Genomic DNA, 21,704 nt, shown 5'->3' on the forward strand with positions numbered 1-21,704 from the left:
CAATATCCCACACCAGCCACTATAAATATAAGAAGGAGTAAGGACTGTGAAGATACGACTGATCACGAGTGCAATCGCCGTTGCACTCTATGGCGCGAGTAGTTTAAGTGCAGCAACGGGCATGGGTACCGAACTTAGAAAACCGATCAATAAGCTACAGGCTCCCAATGTAACAATGGAGCAACTAAAAAAATTCAGCCAAACGACTAAGTCATCGAATAGTATGCTGCAGGATGACGGTCTCAACGTGCAAATTAACCGCCCAGAATCAAAATTCATCCGTGAAGAAGGCCTCAGCGGTGAGCAGGTTTATATTGTTCGCCTGCATGAAAAGTCGCTGGCAAACGCCGCCGTATCCGGGGCGTTTACGCACCAGGCATCGACTAAGAATGCGAAGCTATTTGTAGCGGGAAAGGCAGTTTCAAATCAAGTCGATAACTATAAAAGACAACTGCTTAACCGACAGAATGATGTTCTGAATTCTATCACCGCATTAACGGGATTAACTGAGCTTCGTCGCCAATTCACGAATGCAATCAATGGGTTTTCAATCAAGATGACCCAAGAGCAAGCCGAAGCTGTCTCAAAACTCGGCAATGTGGCTTCAGTGCAACGCTCTAAAACCTATGAGTTGTTTACCGATGCGGGCCCAGAGCTTGTTCAAGCCGATAAAATCTGGACAGGAGAAGCGACAGCCTCAGTTCCCTACAAGGGTGAAGGCATCATCATGGGGATTGTCGACACTGGGGTGAATACCGATCATCCCTCCTTTGCGGATATTGGCGGTGACGGTTACGATCACAGCAATCCCTGGGGCGCCGGTAAATATGTGGGCGATTGTACTAAGGCCAATTTCGATACGCTATGTAATGACAAGCTTATTGGTGTTCGCAGCTACCCTGTGATCACTGATACTTTTACTTCGGGCGAACTGGGGGCGACTCGTCCTGCAATTGGTGAGGATTATCAAGGTCACGGTTCTCATACTGCTTCGACAGCCGCGGGTAACGTATTAAAAAATGTCGATTTCTCCTTACCTCAATCGGGTGCTAGCGCCGATGGTGAAGTGGTTAAGGCTGGGCTTTTTTCGCAGATCAGTGGTGTTGCCCCCCATGCCAATATTATTTCTTATCAGGTTTGTTACCCCGAAAATGATTTGTACCCCGGCTGTCCGGGTGAAGCATTGATCGCAGGGATAGAAGATGCCATTAGTGATGGTGTTGATGTAATTAACTTCTCAATTGGCGGCCAAGATTCCCACCCTTGGAGTGACGATGTTGAACTGGCATTTTTAGCGGCCCGCGAGGCCGGCATTTCGGTTGCCGTTGCTGCGGGGAATGCAGGTCAAGCGGGGGGATATGAAGAGTATTTTGGTGCGATTGACCATGCATCACCTTGGCTACTGAACGTCGCCGCATCAACCCATGCCCGTGAGGTTGTGGTTGAAACTAAGTTGACCGATCCAACTGGTGGCAGCGAAGCGCCTAAGTGGACAGAGATTGTCGGTGGCGCCATTAACCAAGAAAGCGTCACTGGGGTTGTCGTTAAGGCGGCTGACTACGGCAATGAGTATTGTGGAGAGCCTTTTGCAGCAGGCATTTTCGATAGCATCACAGATGCCGATGGCAATTTAACCGATGTTATCGTTGTATGTAAACGCAACGATCTTAAAGATCCCAACGGTATTGCCCGTACGGTTAAAGCCGATAATGTCAAAGCCGCGGGTGGCGATGGCATGATCATGTACAACTATGCCAACGGCGATGCTATTGTCGGCACTGCGGCTTATTCTATTCCGAGTGTGCATATCACTAAGGAAGAATGGGATGGCCGCTACGATAACGGTATGTCAGGTTATGGCCTTAGCGACTGGTTGGCTAAGGGGCAAGATCATGTGCTGACCATAGGCAATACGCGTATTGAACGTGAGATGCACCCAGAAAATGCCGATTGGCTCGCTGCGTTTTCGTCCCGTGGTCCAAGTCCGTCGACGCCCGAAGCGCTCATTCCTGCCGTTGCAGCCCCTGGGGTCGATATTTATGCCGCTTACTCAGATGAGCATCCATTCTCATCTGCTCCCGCTTCCGGCGATTTTGCCTTTCTAAGCGGAACTTCGATGGCGTCACCCCATGCGGCGGGTGCGATGGCATTGCTACGCCAAGCCCATCCCGAGTGGAGTGCGGCAGAAATTCAATCCGCGCTGACGATGACAGCAGACAATGTCGTTAAATATCGTCGTTTGAACCAAGCCACAGGTGATGAAGGGCTAGCCTCAACCTACCGCGCTGGCACTGGCCGAATTAACGTGGCCAATGCGGTAAAAGCGGGCCTCATTATGGACGAAACCGCTGCCAACTTTAAAGCCGCCGATCCGAAAAACGGTGGCGCCGTGCATAAGCTGAATATTCCGCAATTAGTTAACTTTAGCTGCAAACCGACATGTCAGTGGGTGCGTACCGTTAAAGCCACTAAAGCGGGTTCATGGAAGGTTAGCCATGATGATGTGGTTAACTGGGCACTGGATATGCGTAGCCAGGCCGCTCAAAATGGGGTGACGATCAAGGTGACTCCAGAGGAGTTCACCTTAGCGGCCGGCGAAACCCAAACGCTGATGGTTGAGGCATCCATTATGGATACTCAAGATTGGTTTAGTAATGCCGAAGTTGAGTTGCACTCTAATCTCATTCTGACTGAGACCACAGGTTCTAGCCCTGAAGCCCATTGGCCTGTTGTATTTAAATACGATATGAACAATATGCCGGGACGTCTGCAGGCAACGGCCCACAGAAATGAAGGCAACTTTATCTTTAAAGGCATCGAAATAGCGGCAACCCAAACGCCGTTTGGCCGAGTATTCGAGCCCGTTAAGGCTGATGTTAAAACGCTCGTGCTGCCAAGCGATGACGATGGCTACTTCCCATGGGATAGCTATATAGATCCGAGTATTCCGCAGGAAGATCGTATGGACGAAGCGACACATAGCATCAGTATCGATGTTCCCGCGAATTCCAAGCGACTCATTGTTGAGGTATTTGGTACTAAAGAGTCGCCGCTTGATGGCACATTAAATAAAGGTAACTTGCTGGTTTATGTGGGTAAAGATTACAACGGCAATGGTAAACCAGATATGGATGAGGAGATCCTCTGCGTTTCAAATCATGTCTTGTTTAATAACTTCTGTAATATTAACAACCCTGAGCAAGGGACTTACTGGGCGGTATTCTATAACCCGATAAACTGGTCCTCTTTGGGAGTCGTAAACGAAACCTTCGAATATGCAACCGCAGTGGTAACAGACACAGTGGCGAGTGATTTATCAGTCACTTTGCCAGGCACTGATGGCACAGCCCCTGTCGATGTCACATTAAGTTGGAACCATCCTGACATGATTAAGGGGGATGTGTATTACTCTTCGATGGATTTTGGTACCTCTGAAGTGAATGCCGGCAATATAGGCAAAGTGGCCTTAAAGTTAGTGCGTGGCAGTGATGATGTATCCCTAGACGTACCGCAAACCGCGGCGGTCAAAGGAGATCAAATTCCCTTTACCTTTGAAGTATTACCTAACCAAAGCGGGACAGATCGTCATTTTACCCTATCGGCACAGATCCCAGAGGGATTGAAGTTAAAGGAAGAAGATGTACTGACCTCTAGCCAAAGCATAGTCGATAGCATCAAAATCGAGGGGAACACGCTAACAATATCGGGGACTCAGCCTGATACCTCTGCGGTGGTGCCTGGCTATAAGGTCACGACGAATATCAGCGATGCCCAATGTCGTACTCCTGATTTTGGTAACACTAGCCCAGGCGGTTATGTGGACCTTAAGGAATTTGGCATTAACCCTCTGTTTGGTGGCTTTGCCCCTGTGGAATACGATGAAAATGGTAAGGCGATAAATGGCAGTGATAACAATATTCTCACCCGCCAAGGTGTCGTAGTGCCCGTTTCTTCTATGTTCAACGGTGCCTACGATAGTTTCCATCTCTATAACAATAGCGAGGAGCTCAACATTAACCGCCAAAATGTGTTGGAGTTTAGGGGGAACGGTATTGTCACCCTTTGGCAGCAACCGTTTTTCTTCCCGTACCATTTAGGTTTCCCCTACCAGAGCTTCCCATATGAGTCTATAGGTATGCTATGGCGCGGGGCATCCTTCACGGGTAGCCGAGACTTTATGAGTGTGCCGCTCGATTTCGACTATTTCGATCCATCGGGTGTTTCACTCGCGAGTACGACTTCGGGATGGGGAATAGTTGAGTACGATAATGCCCGTTCCTATGGCTATCTAGGACGTGATGCAAACCGTGTATACCAATGGGAAGAAAAGGATGATCGTTTCGATTTTGAATTGATCTTCAACGCGAACACCCGCTTTGGTGACAACGAGCATGAGATGTACATGATCTACGATAATATCGACTTTGGATCACAGGATGGTCGTGGCGCTATTGGTCTACAGGGCTTTAAAGGTCCAGTGTCTAGCTTTGGTCCTATTCAAGGTTATCTCGCTGAAAGTTATGGCTTCGATGATTTAAAGGACAAACTCAGCAATGGTTTGGTCATTTGTTATGACTATGTCGGTCCCGAGTCTTCGCAGTTTGAAGTGACCGCTTGGACACAGGTTGAAGCCAGTGCGACGGGTAAAGCCTTAGAGTTTAAGGCAGTGAGCCAAGTTGAGGGCATGGCCGATATTGAGATGAACCATACCATCACCGTGCCTTCGAATATTAGCTTAGGTAAGATTGCCGATCAGACCATAGATGAGAACACCAGTCTGGAAGACTTGGTGATCTACTATGCCGACGAAGAAACCAGTGTTAACACCATCAGAGTGACCGGTGAACACATCACAGCAATGGTTAATGGCAATACTTCGGGTTCAACTATCACTATCACACCAGAAGCTAACTTCCACGGTGAGGTAGAAGTCACAGTCACTGTGAGTGATGTGGAAAACCCAACAGATGCAGCGAGCACCAGCTTTATGCTGACCGTTGAATCCGATGGTGTTGAGCCGACTACGCCGCCTGTAACGCCTGAACCAGAGCCTGACACCAATAATGACAGCGGCGGTGCCTTAGGTGGCTTAGCCATGCTGCTCGCATTGGGCGCTATGATTAGGAGAAAAACACACTAATTATGGGTTTGAATTCCTAGTCAATTGATATTGATCCTGAATTTAGGATGCCGGCAAAGGGACTTTGCCGGCTTTTTCATTGGGAGGAATATCCATTTTATAAAAGGACTAACACGATTTCGCTTTCATTAAACGTTCATTTTAGTGGCATAATCTTGCTCACTTTATGCATCGAAAGGCAAAGCTTATGCTACAGATATTCCTGCGTTTTTTGACTCTTGGCCTGATGAGTTTCGGCGGTCCTGCGGCCCATATCGGCTATTTTCGCCAGACCTTCGTCAATGAACTCAGTTGGTTAGATGATAAACGCTACGCCAGCTTTGTCGCTTTAAGCCAATTTATGCCAGGACCCAGTTCGAGCCAAGTGGGTTTTGCCATTGGTTACCATCGCGGTGGGCTTTTAGGCGCCATCGCGGCCTTTGCCGGATTTACCTTACCTTCCTTTGTATTGATGTATCTGCTTGCGGTGACGACTGCAGCATGGCTAGCCAATGAATACATGCAGGGCATAGTCCATGGGTTAAAACTGCTGGCTGTCGTGGTAGTTGCCGACGCTGTTTTGGCTATGTTTAAGCAGTTTTGCCAGCGTCAAACGGCCCGTTTAGTCATGCTTGGCAGCGCCGCGGCGATACTGATTTTTCCGTTTTTGTGGACTCAAATTGCGCTGTTAATTCTTGCGGCTCTTTTAGGATTATCATTTCTGAGTGCGAGCGAGAGCGAATCTCAAAAATCTGAACCGATCCAATTAAATTACCTGAGCTTAGGCCTATTTATTGCCTTATTTGTGGCGAGCTTTTTTGCCTTAGATCTGGGTGTTGAAGCAGGGATCTTTGGCGAGTTCTATCGTGTTGGGAGCTTAGTCTTTGGTGGCGGTCATGTGGTACTGCCACTACTTGAAACCGCTGTGGGTGATTCGATGAGCGGCGATCGTTTTCTCACCGGATATGCCTTTGCCCAAGCAGTGCCTGGGCCGATGTTTACCTTTGCTACCTTTCTTGGCGCCGAGATGATGCTAGAAAATCCCTTTGTCGGTGCGGCTATCGCAACTGTGGCAATTTTCTTACCGGGTTTTTTATTGATGCTGGTGGGCTTAAAAAGCTGGCATGCGATTGCCGCAAGACCCAAGATTGCCGGTATGCTCTCGGGCGTGAATGCCTGTGTGGTGGGATTATTGGTGGCGGCGCTTTACCAACCCGTGTTTAGCCAAGGTGTGTTATCCGCGGTGGATATGGCCGTTGTCCTGCTTGGTTTTGGTGCATTAAAGCTCTTTAAACCACAGATGTTACTGCTGGTCCTTGGTTTTAGCCTATGTGGTATCGGATTGATATTACTTGCTTAAACTAAGCAATCGACATGCTTTCTGGCGCAAATTAATACAATATTTGTTAAGTTAAACCCAAAGATGTCGCACCGTTTTGGCTATACTTCAGGCATATTAAAAAATATAAGCTCGATCACCTTGGAGTAAGCAAGCATGTCGAATTTTAGCCTGCGTAATAAATTACTACTGTTATCTCTATTTCCTCTGATTTTGACCTTGTTTGTGTTGATGTCGGTTTCCTATTATGTTGAACAAGGAGCCCTTAACGATGAGGTCATCACTTTCAAAACTAAGCTCGTTGGGGAGCGTAAACAACAAATAAAAGAAGCGACCGAGATTGCTGCCGGAATCGTGCAATACCAACTGTCTTTAAAAGAACAAGGCAATGTAAATCAAGCTCTGCGGGATATTCGTTTTGGGAGTGCAGGTTATTTCTTTATATACGACTCCCAAGGGAAGAACATTTTCCATGCCCTTATCCCCAGTTTAGAAGGGCAAAATAAAATCGATATGACCGACCCCCGCGGCACTAAGATCATTGTCGGTTTGCTCGATGCGGCGAAACGCGGTGATGGTAACTTTTCTTACTATTATCAAAAGCCAAATACCAACGAGCAAATTGAGAAGATAAGCTATGTGATGATGGTTCCTGGCACCGATTGGATGTTAGGGACGGGTGCTTATATCGACGATATCGAGGCTGTGGTTGAAGATTACCGTCAAACAGTCACTGAACAAATGGTAGATAAATCCTTTGGGATCCTCTTGATCGCACTGTTACTGACCGCCATTACTGCATTTATCATCATGGTCGCGGCCCACCGTATGGTGGTGCCGATTAAAAATATGGCCGATAGCTTAAATGATATTGCCAAGGGAGAAGGGGATTTAACTAAACGTCTTGCCGTGAGGGGACAAGATGAGATTGCTCAATTAGGTCAGTCATTTAACTTATTTGTGGATAAGCTGCAAACCATTATTGGCGATGTGGCGGGCGCGACCGATAGGGTGAAAGCCGCGGCTAATGCGATTCACGATCAGACTAAAGTGATGTCGAGCCAACTGTTGAGCCATAACAATGAAACAGATCAAGTGGTGACAGCCATTACTGAAATGTCATCTACGGCGAGTGAGGTGGCTCAAAATACCACCCAAGTGGCAGAGGCGACTCAGGCGGCAACCGGTGATGTGGCCAACGCCCAGCGCTGTGTCGACGCGTCACTGGAAGAAATTGCCGCCCTGATGGAGCAAATCAACCATGCCGCGGGCAGTATTCAATCCCTAAGCGAACAATCCCAGAAGATAAACAGCGTGCTGTCGGTAATTGGCGGGATTGCCGAGCAAACCAACTTGCTGGCTCTCAACGCGGCCATTGAAGCCGCCCGCGCCGGTGAGCAGGGCCGCGGCTTTGCGGTGGTGGCAGACGAAGTGCGTAACCTCGCCAGTCGGACTCAGGCAAGCACCTTAGAAATCAACGAGATGTTATCGGCACTGCATAAGTTGGTATCGCAGGCGGTTAAAACCATGGACGAGAGCCAACAGAGCTGTGTGCGCTCGGTGGAGTCTTCCCGCGCCATTTCGGAGAGCTTAGGTTCTGTTACCTCGGCGGTAACGGCCATCAATGATATGAGCACCCAAATTGCCACGGCGGCGACCGAGCAAAGTTCTGTGACCGAAGAAATCAACCGTAACGTTTACGCCATTCAAGAGATTGTCAATGAGCTACTCCATTCCAGTGAAGATGCGGCAAGGGTCAGTCAAACCGTTTCGCAGGAAGGGATTAACCTTGGCAAGTTAGTCGGCCAATTTAAGATTTAATCCCCTCAGTTAAGTCGATAAGCATAAAAAACGGGAGATGTGTTATCTCCCGTTTTTATTGTGCCGCTTAAGCTTGGTTTAGCCGCCGCGATTTGTGACCTTCTCGGCCTTGACCGCACACACCTTATATTCGGGAATATAGGCCACGGGATCGAGCGCGTTGATGGTGAGCTTATTGGCCGCCGCCTCCACAAAATGGAAGGGTAGAAACAGCACCCCCACTTGGGCTCGTTTAGTCACAAAGGCATCAATCTCAATCTCACCACGGCGGGTACTGAGCTTGATTGTATCGCCATTACGAATCCCGAGCTGCTCGGCATCATAGACTGAGATCATGACCCTAGGTGAGCCAAGCAGGTCGAGTCCCGGTGTCTTACGGGTTAAAGTGCCAGTATGGAACTGCTCCAGCAAACGGCCTGTCGATAGGGTGAGCGGGTACTCACTGCAGGGCATTTCAGCGGGCATGCGATAAGCGACGGGGGTGAATAGCCCTAAACCACGGGTAAATTGGCTTTGATGCATAATCGGTGTGCCAGGGTGGTTTTCATCTGGGCATGGCCATTGAATGCCTTGGGGCTGCTGGCCTTTATCATCTGCGCTTAATCTTTGCCAACTAATTCCCCGATACTGTGGGGTTAATAGATTGATTTCCTGCCAAATGGCCTCCTCATTGGGGTAATTCCAGTCGGCGTCCATGGCATTGGCAATGGCTTGAATGATTTGCCAATCGGCCAGTGCTTCACCCGGTGGCTGTAGTGCTTGTTCGAGCCGCTGTACGCGCCGTTCGGTATTGGTAAAGTGGCCGCGCTTTTCGACAAAGGCGGCGGCGGGCAAGACAACATCGGCAAGCTCGGCGGTTTCGGTTAAGAAGATATCCTGCACCACGAGAAAGTCGATCTGATTAAGCGCCTTTAGCACATGGGCCTGATCGGGGTCGCTCAATACGGGATTTTCCCCCATTACATATAAGGCTTTGATTTTTCCCTTGGAAATCTCATGCATCATATGGGTCGCCGTGACACCTATCTCCCCCGATAGCGGTGTTTGCCAGTGGGCTTCAAAGCGCATCCTGGCACTAATATCGGTGACTTTTTGATAGCCAGTTAAATAGTTGGGTAGGGCACCCATATCACAGGCGCCTTGCACATTGCTCTGACCGCGCAGTGGATTGATGCCCGCCCCTGAGACGCCGATATTGCCGCACAGCAGTTGCAGATTAGCGATGGCGGTGACGTTATCGTGCCCCGTCGTGTGCTGGGTGATGCCCATGGCGTAATAGATTGCGGTCTTCTTCGCCGTGCCGATAGTATGGGCTATTCGGGCAATATCATCGGCCTTAACACCTGTGATAAGCGCTGCGTTTTCGAGGGAGTAATCCTCCTTTGCTAATTCCGCATAGAGTGCCTCTACCCCTTCGGTGCGCTCGGCAATATAGGCTTTATCCTGCCAATCGTTACGGATAATTTCCGCCATAATGGCGTTTAACAGCATGACATCCGTGCCCGGCCTATGGGCAACATAAAGTTCAGCGCTATCGGCAATACCGACCCGTTTGGGATCGGCAACGATCAGCCGTGCACCCTGCAAGCTGACGGCCTGTTTGATTTTTGAGGCGATAATGGGGTGGGCACTGCTCGTGTCCGAACCTAGGATAAAAATCACCTCAGAGTCTTTAATGCTGGGAATATCATTGGTCATAGCGCCGCTACCAATGCTCTGCTGTAAACCCGTGACAGTGGAGGAATGACACAGGCGGGCACAGTGGTCGATATTGTTAGTACCAAGGACGCTACGGACAAACTTTTGCAGCACAAAGTTATCTTCATTGGTGGCCTTAGCCGAGGCCAGACTGGCGATAGCATTACTGCCATCTTGCTGTTTTATCTCGGTTAAGCGTTTTGCCACATAGGCGATAGCCTCGGGCCAACTACAAGGTTCTAGCTCGCCATTTATACGAATGAGTGGTGTGGTCAGGCGTTTTTCACTGTGAATAAAATCGAAACCAAAGCGGCCCTTAACACACAACATGCCTTGGTTTACGACCGAGTCCTTATTACCTTCGATATGGCGGATGCGATTGGACTTTGTATCAATTTTAAGATCGAGTCTGCATCCCACACCGCAGTAAGTGCAAATCGTCGATGCAGTTTTAAGGGGGGCAAGATCCCCTTGGCGTTTGTCCCGTGCATCCACTAAGGCGCCCGTTGGACAAACCTGCACACAGTTGCCGCATTGTACGCATTGGCTGTCGGCCATCGATGCGCTAAAGCCGACCCTTGGTGCCGTGCGCTTTGGTGTATTGGCTAACTCCCGCGGGATGGCTTGGTAAGAGTCGTGGTCAAATTGAATGGCGCAGTGGCCGCTCTGCTGCTGGCACACATCAACGCATTTGCCGCAACTGATACAACGGCTGGCATCAAATTGAATAAACGGGCTCGACTTGTCCACGCTAAAGTGGCGAGCCCCTTCGGTGTCGAGTGCTTTAGCTTCAACATGGTAGGCGGTCGCATAATCCCGCAGTTGGCAATCGGTATTGGCTTGACAGGCGCATTCGAGGCAGCGTGCCGCCTCTTGCATAGCGGCATCGGGGGCAAAACCTAGCTCAACTTCGCCGTAGTTAAGCAGCCTTTGCACCGCGGTTAATTCGGGCATTTTCAAGCGAGGTTTAGGGGCAATGTGGCGATAAAGCTCGGTTGGCACTTTGGGGTCAGTGGTGCGGCTCAGCGCCTTGGTTGAATTAAACGCCTTGGCGTGTAGCTTACAACTTAGGCCAATAGTGAGCATTTTATCTATGGCCAGCGCCGCTTTGTGTCCATCGCCAATCGCGGCAACGGCGGTGGCGGGGCCACGTCTGGCGTCTCCGATCACAAAGAGTTTTTCAACCCCAGATGACATAGTATGTTCGCAGCCAATAAAGGTATTCCAACGACTGAGGGCCAGTGTGCCTTGGCTGAGTTGGTTTTTGGGATCTTGCAAAAAGCCCATATCAGGGGATTGTGATACCGCGGCGATAACCGTATCAAATGCTTGAGTAAAGGTTTCGCCAGTATCCACAGGTGCACGCCTGCCCGAGGCATCGGCTTCGCCCAGCGCCATTTTGCTAAAGGTTACCGCCTGGACTCTACCGTTAGCATCACTATGGTTTTCAATCGGATTCGTTAAAAAGTGGAACTTCACCCCCTCAACTTCGGCCTCGTGTACTTCGTAGGCTTCCGCGGGCATTTCCGCACGGGTGCGGCGGTAGATCAACGTCACATCGGCCCCTTCACGCACCGCGGTTCTAGCACAATCTATGGCGGTGTTGCCGCCGCCAATCACGGCCACTGTTTTGCCGAGTTTGAGTTTTTTATCTAGGCAATGATCTTTTAAGAAATCGACGCCAAGGTAGCAGCCCTCGAGTGTGCTGCCGGGGTAATCCATAGGCACGGCCTTTTGGGCGCCAATGGCGAGACAAATGGCATCAAAATTATCCACTAATTGGTTTAACTGGATTTCATGGCCGAGGCGGGTGTGGGTATGCAAAATCAAACCATTGCGACATAAGAGCTCAATTTCCTTATCTAAAATCGCCTTAGGTAAACGATATTCTGGAATACCGTAGCGTAACCAGCCGCCAGCCTGTGGCATAGCTTCAAAAATCTCCACCCTATGGCCTTGGTTTGATAAGTAATATCCCGTGCTTAACCCCGCAGGACCCGCGCCGATAATGGCAACTTTTTTACCTGTATCGGCAAGGCGGGGAGGCATATAACTCATGCCGCCATTTTCACCCTCGGCTAAATCCAGATCCGCGGCGTGGCGCTTAAGTTGGCGGATGGCAATGGGCTCATCGACTAGGCCGCGACGACATTCGGTCTCACAAAAGGCAGGACAAACTCGACCAATCGATAGCGGCAGCGGCAGGGTTTGTTTAATGACTTTGACCGCTTCGCTGTGATTGCCTTGGGCGATATGGTGCAGATAGCTTTGCACATCGACCCCTGCGGGGCAGGCTTGCTGGCAGGGCGCCTCACAATCGGCAAAATGATCGCTCAAGATGGTGTTCAGTGCGGCTTGGCGCTGTTTTGTTAAAAATTCCGATTGGGTAATGACCCGCATCCCACTCTCGGCTTGGGTTTCACAGGCGCGAACGCAGCGCAGACTGGCATCGGCATTTTCAATTTGGACCAGACACAAATTACAGGCTTGTTTATCCGAATGTGGCTCAATCCCGAGTTGCCTTGAGGCCGAGCTTTGTTCGCATAAACTGGGGATCGCAATACCCACCGCCCGCGCCGCCTGTAGCAGTGTTTCGGTCGGCTTGGTCGACACTATTTGGTTATCAATTTGAAGTTCTATCATCCCATGGCCTTTTATATTTGTAGGGTACTTGCTGCAATGGCGCGGGGCCGCAGGCTTAGGTCACTTCGAGTATACCCAGACTGTTTTAGAAGATGCTTATGGGCGGGGGAAGTTTGATACTGAATTGCAGCTTGCATCACAAACTCATCCGAGACTGTGCTCTGACGGGGTTTTATTGGCCGGATCCTGTGATTTATCTGGCATATATGGGGCGTTAAATGGGCATTGCTATTGATAGTTAACCCATTTTTAGGCATGACACAAAAATTGTGCGACTAAGTTCACCTAGGATCACGGTATTCATTAAGGGATATTTGTTAGTCTTGCCCTTCGAACTCTGGCTATTATGGTTGGAAAATAATCGGTTAAATCCCATTTAATAAACGCTGTGGCCTAGGTTTACAGGCGTTGTTAGGTTAAAATCCGCGGTTGCATACTGTTAATCACCGCCACCTTTAATGGAAGATCGATTAAAGCGGCCAAATAAAGAAAGTTGAAAATTCATGTTTGAAGTTAATCCAGTAAAATTCAAAATTAAGGAGCTTGCCGAGCGTACGCAGCTTCTTAGGGGGTATCTTTGACTACGATGCTAAACATGAGCGTCTAGAAGAAGTCACCCGTGAGCTTGAAAGTTCCGATGTGTGGAACGACCCAGAACGCGCCCAAGCCCTAGGCAAAGAGCGTGCAAACCTCGAAGCCGTAGTGAAAACTATCGACGATATGGACACAGGTCTTGAGGATGTCGAAGGGCTGCTCGAGCTGGCCGTTGAAGAAGATGACGAAGATACCTTCAATGAAACCACCAAAGAGCTGGATTATTTAGAAAGCCGTTTGGCCGAACTCGAATTCCGCCGTATGTTCTCCGGTCCGCAGGACGCCTCAAACTGTTACTTAGACATTCAGTCTGGCAGTGGTGGCACCGAAGCCCAAGATTGGGCCAACATGGTACTGCGTATGTACCTGCGTTGGGGCGATGCCCACGGTTTTAGCCCTGAGCTGATGGAAGTGACCGACGGTGATGTGGCCGGTATCAAGGGGGCGACCATTAAATTCACCGGTGAATATGCCTTCGGTTGGTTACGTACCGAAACCGGCGTGCACCGTTTAGTGCGTAAATCGCCGTTCGATTCATCGGGCCGTCGCCATACATCATTCTGCTCGGTATTCGTATACCCAGAGATTGACGACGATATCACCATAGATATCAACCCTGCTGACTTACGTATCGACGTTTACCGCGCCTCGGGCGCCGGTGGTCAGCACGTTAACCGAACCGAATCTGCGGTACGTATTACCCACTTACCGACCAATACCGTGGTGCAGTGCCAGAACGACCGTTCACAGCACAAGAACAAAGATTCGGCGATGAAACAGTTAAAAGCCAAACTGTTTGAACTCGAAATGCATAAGCAAAATGCTGAAAAGCAAGCCGCCGAAGATGCTAAATCTGATATCGGCTGGGGCAGTCAAATTCGCTCCTATGTATTGGACGATTCCCGTATTAAAGACTTACGTACCAGCGTGGAGACGCGCAATACCCAGGCGGTACTCGATGGCGATCTGGATAGGTTTATCGAAGCCAGTTTGAAATCAGGGCTGTAATTAATTCAAAGGTATAGACGAGAAATAAGATGACTGAACAAGTACAAGATGAAAACAAACTGATCGCCGAGCGTCGTGCCAAGCTAGACAGCATTCGCCCGAATTGCAGCGCGAATGCCCACCCTAATACCTTCCGCCGTACCCATAAGGCGGCCGAGTTACAGGAGAAATACGGTCAAAACACTAAGGAAGAACTCGAAGACTTAGGTTTTAAAACCAGTATCGCTGGCCGTATCATGGCAAAACGTGGCCCATTCCTGGTGATTCAAGACGTTTCTGGCCGCATCCAAGCCTACGCTGAAAAGGGCGTACAAGCGGATCTGAAAGACAGATACCAAGGTCTGGATATCGGTGACATCATAGGCGTGACTGGTCAGTTGCACTTGTCTGGCAAAGGCGATCTATACGTCAATATGGAAGAGTACCAACTGCTGACTAAAGCACTGCGTCCTCTGCCAGAGAAATTCCACGGCCTAACCGATCAAGAAACCCGTTACCGCCAACGTTATGTTGACCTGATCGTTAACGAAGAATCTCGTCAAGCCTTCGTGATGCGCTCTAAAGTGGTTGCAGCTATCCGTAACTTCATGATCAAAAAAGAGTTCATGGAAGTTGAAACTCCAATGATGCACGTGATCCCAGGCGGTGCTTCAGCCCGTCCATTTATCACTCACCACAATGCGCTGGACATGCCAATGTACCTGCGTATCGCGCCAGAGTTATACCTCAAGCGTTTAGTGGTAGGTGGTTTTGAGCGTGTATTCGAAATCAACCGTAACTTCCGTAACGAAGGTCTGTCGCCACGCCATAACCCAGAATTCACTATGATGGAATTCTATATGGCCTACGCTGACTACAAAGATCTGATGGACTTAACCGAAGAACTGTTAAGCTCTATCGCGATTGAACTGTTAGGCAGCGCGCAAATGCCATACGGTGAGCACACCGTTGATTTCGGTGGCCCATATGCCCGTCTCAGCATGTTAGAAGCGATTCAGAAGTACAATCCTGACAACGCGACTATCCAAGCCATGACCTACGAGCAAGTGAAAGATCTTGAATTTATGCGTGAACTGGCAATCAGCCTTGGCATCAAGATCGAGAAGTTCTGGACCTGTGGTCAGCTGCTCGAAGAAATTTTCGGTGAAACCGCTGAATGGCAGTTAATGCAACCGACCTTCATCACTGGCTACCCAGCGGACATTTCACCACTGGCACGTCGTAACGATGACAACCACTTTATCACCGACCGTTTTGAATTCTTCATCGGTGGCCGTGAAGTGGCTAACGGTTTCAGTGAGTTAAACGATGCGCAGGACCAAGACAGCCGCTTTAAAGCACAGGTTGATGCGAAAGATGCGGGTGACGATGAAGCCATGTTCTACGATGCAGACTACATCACTGCACTGGAACACGGTTTACCACCAACAGCGGGTCAAGGTATCGGTATCGACCGTTTAGTGATGCTATTCACTAACACTCACACTATCCGTGATGTGATCCTATTCCCGGCGATGCGCCCACAGGCTTAATTTTGCCGAGTCCATTTAGGGGCTAACTTGACCTTAGCCCTAAGTAAAAACCAGCCTAATGGCTGGTTTTTGTTTTTGTATATTCACTCATTTAACTCACCACCGTGGGGGGAATGTGTATGGGAAGTGTCTCTTCATCATCGAGTTAAAAAGGTTATCAACTCTTTTTTGTGAAGTTTTATACTGCTAAAAATCACTTTTGCAGTTTTAGTTGCTTAGGTAAGTCAAAAGTATAAATCTAGATGCTTAGTTATTCGCAGAGTCTAACTATTTAAACTGTTACTTTTTTGTGACATGGCTGGCGAAAAATACTGATATTGCTGATAAAAGTCGAGTTGTGTTCTATGCCTTTCACCATAGACCTCTTATACTTAGTCTCAACCCTGTGCCGTAGCACATTCTTATTAACGACTCAGTGAAATTTAAATGAAGATCCCTTCTCTGCTTGGTAGTTTTATCTTGGTATGCAGCAGTTTTACTGTTGCCGCGACAGCGCATTCTGCCGATTCGGCCTCTGTCACTACAAAAAGCACCGTCACTAAAGCAACAGCCGCTAAAAAAGCCCCTGCTAAACAGCAGGAAGTGGCCGCCAATAGTGCACTGGTGGTTGATCTGAAAACCAACGAAATTCTCTATTCCAGTAATCCCGATGCGGTAAGGCCGATTGCCTCTGTGACTAAGCTGATGACCGCCATGGTGACCCTAGATGCTAAGTTACCTATGGATGAAAAACTGGCGATTAATATCAACGACACCAAAGAAATGCGCGGCGTATATTCGCGGGTGCGTATCGGCAGTGTCATTAGCCGTAAAGAGATGCTATTACTGACATTAATGTCATCTGAAAACCGTGCTGCCGCCAGTCTTGCCCACCACTATCCCGGTGGACATAAGGCCTTTATCAAGGCGATGAATGACAAAGCCAAAGCATTAGGGATGAAAAACACCCGTTATGTTGAGCCTACAGGATTGTCCGAAAAGAACGTCTCCAGTGCAAAGGATTTAGTCGTGTTACTTAAAGCCAGTGAAGGCTATCCCATATTAGGTCAACTGAGTTCCACCGAAAAGAAAACGGTCACCTTCGGTAAGCCAAAATACAGTTTAGATTTTCGCAATACTAACCGTTTGGTTTACAAGGATAACTGGAATATTCACCTCACTAAAACCGGCTTTACTAACGAAGCGGGTCATTGCCTTGTGATGCGTACCGAAATGGCCAAACGTCAGGTCGCTTTTGTGGTGCTCGATGCCTATGGCAAGTACACCCATATGGCCGATGCCAATCGTTTACGCAACTGGTTAGAAACGGGCAAAGTCACACCTATCCCTGCGGAAGCTAAGCAATATAAGAAGCAGCGCAGTCAGCAGCAATTGGCTAAAGTGAGCCAACCTTAAGGTTTACAACTTGGGGAGCTAAAGGTCAGATTTCAGTCTGGCCTTTTTTATTCATAAGTCCATTTGGGCGTAAATACCTTTGCCTTTAGTGCGTTTTTCGACATTGGGCCCACATTGTGGCTTATTGAATATGCCGATCCCTTGCTGTGGATCTTAGGGCCGCGCAATGGGTGGCAAGTATAAGAATCCTAACGTTTACACTATGTTGATGCTGCGCACTTTGGCCGAGTGCACAGCGCGTCAGTTTACGCGAATGGCGTTAAGCTAAAAAGCTTACAGTCACTAATAAAAGGGAAAGACGTTATCTTCAACCGGTAAGGCTGGCGGCGGTATTTCCTGATTCAAAAACTGGCCGTGATTGTAATGATTAATGACTTGTATCCAGCCATGTTCATCAAACTCGTATTGCTTGCCATGCAACTTACCTTGGTCGTCATAGTTGGCAATTTCGAGCACATATTCCTCGGGTGTACGCAGTTCCCAGTGGCCGACTTGCTTACCTTTGTCGAAGCGTCCATGCCAAGAGCGTCTTTCAGGATTCGGCCTTGGACTATATTGGAACTCGGTATCGGTGAATACCCAATCACCCTCGCGCAGGTCATTACGGTATTCGCCTTTTTCATACACTTGGCCATTACTGGCATAACGCTGGACTAATCCATCGGGCTTACCATGCTTAAAGTGAATAGATTCAAGCAACTGCCCCGAGTTAGTCTCATTGTGGAATTCACCGTGCAGCTCGCCGTTATCGTCATGGCTAAAGGTGAGGGTGGCGTCTTCCTGATATTTTTGCCAGGTGCCAGCGGGTTTGTCGTTGGCATACTGACCTTGCTCGGCCAGCCGACTTTTGCCTGTGACTTGCTCAATATTCACCGTTTCATAGGCGCCTTCACGCTTACCCGCCTGATAATTATCGCGGGAGAGGGTGATGACATCGTTGTAATCGAAAGATTTGATCTGTAAGCCATTTAATTGCTTATTGAGTCGCTCCTGGCGCTCGATTAACAGCCCATTTTTGAAGGTTTCGGAGAGTGCCCAGTCTTTGAGTCTGTCTTCTTCTTGAGTCTCAATCAATTGGCCGTCACGATAGCGCTGCTGCTTACGATACACCCAGCGATTACCTTGGTATTTGCTGTCGATGGTCTTTTTAATCTGACCCTTGTCATCGTATTCGATAGCCTTGATTACATCGCCCTTATCGTTGGTGACTTCCTTTAATTTGAGCTGGCCATTTTCAAAGTAAGTGAGCTGCTCACCAACCTTATAATCATCTTGATATTGAAAGTGCTGCTTTACCTTGCCATCAGAGAAATATTCGAAATAATCCCCGTGTTTCTTATCTTTCACATAAGCTTGGGTCGAAATGATTTTACCAAAGCCCCAATTCGTTTCGTTGCCATGTTTAAGCCCATCTACCATGGGGATTTCGAGGTGTAAGTTGCCATTGTCATAGTACTGGGTAACACAAGTGCCACTATTGCAGACCTTGCCCCTAAGATTTCCATCGCTATCAAAGAGTTCGCTTATGCCGACCTCTTTGCCATCTTTAAAGGTGGTTTTGTAGCGGATATTACCGCCTTCCCAGTAACCGGTTTCTAGGCCTTGTTTAACGCCATTTTCGTAGCGGGATTCAACGTACAATGCGCCGGTGGCTATGTACTTTTTGATTACGCCATCTAGTTGGCCTTGTGCGTTACGAGCGCCCTGTTCGTAGGGCTTACCATCATCGAAATTACATTGATAAGGCCCGCGAAATTGCTCACTGGTGAGCGCCTTGCCGATCTTTTTATCGGCGATGGCCGTTGAGCAGAAAAGCATATTCTTTTCTTTGTAGTAAACCTCGACCTTATAGTAACCGTCTGTCAGAACAACGGGTTGCTCAAAATAGTACAGAGCCTGTTTTTCATCTTTGACGACATTCCAATGGGCATCGAGTAACACCTTTTCCGCATTGGCATGGGTACTGATGAGGGCGAGTGCTCCAAGGAGCAGTTTTACAGTAAATGGACGCATAACCGCTCCTTAAGGCAAAGGTTTAAAGGTGAATTCATAGGGGATGTCGACGGGATCTTTGGAGATCGTCATATAGCTCACCTTAGCGGCGGCGCCCGTGACACTTAAATAGCGGCCATCGACGAGTACCTCGTTAATCCTAAGCTCGCTTGCTTCGGGTAGGCGAATGGTTAATGGTTTGCCTTGGGCATCCTCGACCCTAAAGTAGTTGGGCAGATCTTTACTCGGCTCCTTGCCATAATCTGTGTCGGTCAGCCAAGATTGTAAATCGATTAACCAAGGGCGATCAGTCACTGACTGCGCTAAAGCTTGCCAGCTGATATCCCCTTTGCAATGAATGGTGCCTTGAATGCGCTTATCGTAGAAGTACTGGCGCACGCGATCGGGCGTCATCAAATGGTAAGCTGCGCCTTCTGGCCCTTTGGGCACAAACTGCCAAGTCACCGTCTGTTTTCCTTCATTAAAGCCTTGTTCTATTTCAGGTTTACAGGCAGTTGCTAACGCGGCTGACATGGGAATATATAAGTTGTGACCATTTTCAGTGGCAGGTTTAATATCTTTAACTGTGCCGATTTCAGCCTTTGGCGACGTAAGATCCCCATAGATGAAGTTATCCATGCTGGCATTGCCAAACTCACTCTGGGGATTAGCGAGATTTTGGTTGTACTCGGTATAAGGCACAAAACGGATATTCTTGGTTTGGGTGAGTTCGGCTTGTGGCTGACTCTCCACTAACAGTACGGTCTTTGGGATCTCGTCTAACTTCAGCACTAAGGAGCGGGTCATCAGGTGAGTGTTTTCATCAACACCGATTAGTTGCTCCAGCAGTTCCTTATCGGAGACGGTAAGCCACTCGGGGTAATCCCCTTCGGGACGCGCCTCGGCCATTTTGCCTGTTAACTGCTGAATACCAAGGTTAATGTTGTGGGTTTTGCTCTGTTTAATCACCACTTTAAAGAGTTTGGCATCCGCATCTAGGGGCTGGATTGTCAGGCTGGCATAGCCAAAGGTATAGGGCTTAGCCAGCAATTCATCCCAGGATTTATCGATGACGTTATTCGCCTCGGGGATTAGGGTGAGCTTGGCGTTGATATAGCTGATTTGACTGAGTTTAGCGGCGGTGTTATCCCAACCTGTGGCTATGATATCGGCCGAAGACTCTATATTGCGGCTGAAATTAATTGCCGAGCCAGTGCTGTGTTGCCAGAAGTTGAGATCTAGTGCTTTACCACTCTCATCAAAGGCGGTGATGTCCCCGTAACGCATATCTGCGGCAACATATTGCGGACTCATGGCATGCACAAAGCGTAGTTGCATCTCTTCGGGGGAATTGCTGCCCCAGTCGCCGATATTATCAATAATACCTTGTTGATCAGCTAATAAGGATTGGATAAATGCCTTGTCGTTAGGCTTATATTCCCGCTGCACATGGCTTATGGGGTACAGCTCTTTGTGCAGATCGTCTACATTCCGCTCGGCATCGTAGTTGTCATCGGCATGCCAAAGAATGCTCATCACATAGGGGCGATCCTTAGGTGCCATCACTATGCGTTGGGTGAAGGTTTTACCGCGCTGCTTGTCCTGTTTAAACAGCGCCATGCTCTCTAGCCAACCAGTCTTACGGTTAAGCTCGAACTTGCCATAGGCTTTAAAGCTATCTTTCTCCCCTTGTAGTACGGCGAATAACTTATCTTCACTCACTTGCTCAACCGTCCAGGTTAAGCGCTCATCCATGGGGGCGCTGACGCTATAACCCACGCGGGGTTCGAGCACCACGGGCAGGGTAGGTGACTGTTCAAACAAGGACTTAAGATTTGCCCAACGGTTAAATAGCTCGGCGATATCCTGCTCTTCTATCTTGGTGACTGGGGTGAGGCGATTGTTATCACCATTTCTCAGCTCCAGATTAAAGCCCGCTTTAATGATGGAGGTGAGTTCCCTGGCGCTATTTTTGGGATCGATATTACTGATGGGGATAGGCATGCCGTGATCGCTCAATTGCATCAGGCTCGGCTGAACGAAAAACTGTGCATTATTGGTTAATGGCGTGGTTAAGCTATCCACTTTGCCTTTTGCGTCCTGCAACTGGTAATTCAGCAGCACGCGTCCCTGCATGTTTTTCTGGGTTTCAATACCATCATTAATGCTGAGGGTCGAAATCAGCTGATATTCGCGGGCGGTGGGGATGCCAGCCGACTTGTCGGAAGCTAGATTATCGCAAGCCGTTAACCCCAGCGTGAGTGTGAGAGTGGTACAAATTACCCTGCATATCCCTATAGCCATCTGAACTCCATTGGTAACTTATGTTATTGAAATGTAAATCTATTAAGCTAAAATTTGGCGACAGTATACACAAAAAAGTCTCTAGGAATAAAAAGCTCATGCCAATCTGGGCGCAAGATCAGTCATAAGTTTACATGATGAATATCTGCCTAAGGTGAGAAAGCCGATTGCCCTGATAAGGCTTCATCCTTTACTCTTGTTAACGCCGCTAGATAACTCACAAGCTAGGGAAGATAAACCTGTGGTAGCTTGTTCAATG

Annotated in this window: 9 protein-coding genes; 6 read left to right on the forward strand and 3 right to left on the reverse strand. The window is 48.6% G+C overall.

The window, feature by feature from the left end; genetic code table 11:
- Nucleotides 1–46 precede the first annotated feature (46 nt).
- From SOHN41_RS20475 to SOHN41_RS02385, 3 genes are all read left to right on the forward strand, one after another.
- Nucleotides 47–5,140, forward strand: a complete 5,094-nt coding sequence (locus SOHN41_RS20475) for a S8 family serine peptidase (RefSeq protein ID WP_007645149.1) — start codon at nt 47–49, stop codon at nt 5,138–5,140.
- A gap of 187 nt (nt 5,141–5,327) precedes the next feature.
- On the forward strand, nt 5,328–6,479 hold the full coding sequence (chrA, locus tag SOHN41_RS02380) for a chromate efflux transporter (RefSeq protein WP_007645152.1): 1,152 nt from the start codon (nt 5,328–5,330) through the stop codon (nt 6,477–6,479).
- A gap of 135 nt (nt 6,480–6,614) precedes the next feature.
- Nucleotides 6,615–8,279, forward strand: a complete 1,665-nt coding sequence (locus tag SOHN41_RS02385) for a methyl-accepting chemotaxis protein (RefSeq protein WP_007645154.1) — start codon at nt 6,615–6,617, stop codon at nt 8,277–8,279.
- A 78-nt stretch (nt 8,280–8,357) separates the two neighbouring features.
- Here the strand turns inward: SOHN41_RS02385 and fdhF are convergent, their stop codons facing one another.
- A complete protein-coding gene (gene fdhF / locus SOHN41_RS02390) occupies nt 8,358–12,620 on the reverse strand; it encodes a formate dehydrogenase subunit alpha (protein ID WP_007645156.1) in 4,263 nt (1,420 codons plus the stop codon).
- Nucleotides 12,621–13,123: 503 nt separating this feature from the next.
- Here fdhF and prfB point away from each other — a divergent pair.
- The 3 genes from prfB to pbpG all read left to right on the forward strand — a co-directional run bounded on the left by prfB (nt 13,124) and on the right by pbpG (nt 17,149).
- Nucleotides 13,124–14,222, forward strand: a protein-coding gene (gene prfB / locus SOHN41_RS02395) for a peptide chain release factor 2 (protein ID WP_192825498.1) whose coding sequence is annotated in 2 segments (ribosomal slippage) — nt 13,124–13,198 and nt 13,200–14,222 — 1,098 coding nt in all. Because the reading frame shifts where the segments join, the coding sequence is not laid out codon by codon here.
- Between the two features lie 29 nt (nt 14,223–14,251).
- Entirely contained in the window at nt 14,252–15,754 is a 1,503-nt protein-coding gene (lysS, locus tag SOHN41_RS02400) for a lysine--tRNA ligase (RefSeq protein ID WP_007645168.1), read from the forward strand.
- A gap of 426 nt (nt 15,755–16,180) precedes the next feature.
- Nucleotides 16,181–17,149 (forward strand): D-alanyl-D-alanine endopeptidase, encoded by a 969-nt coding sequence (pbpG, locus tag SOHN41_RS02405; protein ID WP_007645170.1) that lies wholly within the window; start codon nt 16,181–16,183, stop codon nt 17,147–17,149.
- A 282-nt stretch (nt 17,150–17,431) separates the two neighbouring features.
- On the opposite strand, the gene SOHN41_RS02410 is transcribed toward pbpG, so the two are convergent.
- Both SOHN41_RS02410 and SOHN41_RS02415 read right to left on the reverse strand, forming a co-directional pair.
- Complete coding sequence (locus SOHN41_RS02410; protein WP_007645174.1) at nt 17,432–19,162, reverse strand: toxin-antitoxin system YwqK family antitoxin; 1,731 nt, start codon at nt 19,160–19,162, stop codon at nt 17,432–17,434.
- 9 nt (nt 19,163–19,171) lie between these two features.
- Complete coding sequence (locus SOHN41_RS02415) at nt 19,172–21,445, reverse strand: hypothetical protein (protein ID WP_007645176.1); 2,274 nt, start codon at nt 21,443–21,445, stop codon at nt 19,172–19,174.
- Nucleotides 21,446–21,704: the final 259 nt, after the last annotated feature.

It is taken from the genome of Shewanella sp. HN-41, from assembly GCF_000217915.1.
Classification (GTDB): domain Bacteria; phylum Pseudomonadota; class Gammaproteobacteria; order Enterobacterales; family Shewanellaceae; genus Shewanella.

Coding starts and splice junctions, on each gene's coding strand:
- chrA (WP_007645152.1), top strand. CDS start 5,328: ATGCTACAGATATTCCTGCGTTTTTTGACTCTTGGCCTGATGAGTTTC.
- SOHN41_RS02385 (WP_007645154.1), top strand. CDS start 6,615: ATGTCGAATTTTAGCCTGCGTAATAAATTACTACTGTTATCTCTATTT.
- fdhF (WP_007645156.1), bottom strand. CDS start 12,620: ATGATAGAACTTCAAATTGATAACCAAATAGTGTCGACCAAGCCGACC.
- lysS (WP_007645168.1), top strand. CDS start 14,252: ATGACTGAACAAGTACAAGATGAAAACAAACTGATCGCCGAGCGTCGT.
- pbpG (WP_007645170.1), top strand. CDS start 16,181: ATGAAGATCCCTTCTCTGCTTGGTAGTTTTATCTTGGTATGCAGCAGT.
- SOHN41_RS02410 (WP_007645174.1), bottom strand. CDS start 19,162: ATGCGTCCATTTACTGTAAAACTGCTCCTTGGAGCACTCGCCCTCATC.
- SOHN41_RS02415 (WP_007645176.1), bottom strand. CDS start 21,445: ATGGCTATAGGGATATGCAGGGTAATTTGTACCACTCTCACACTCACG.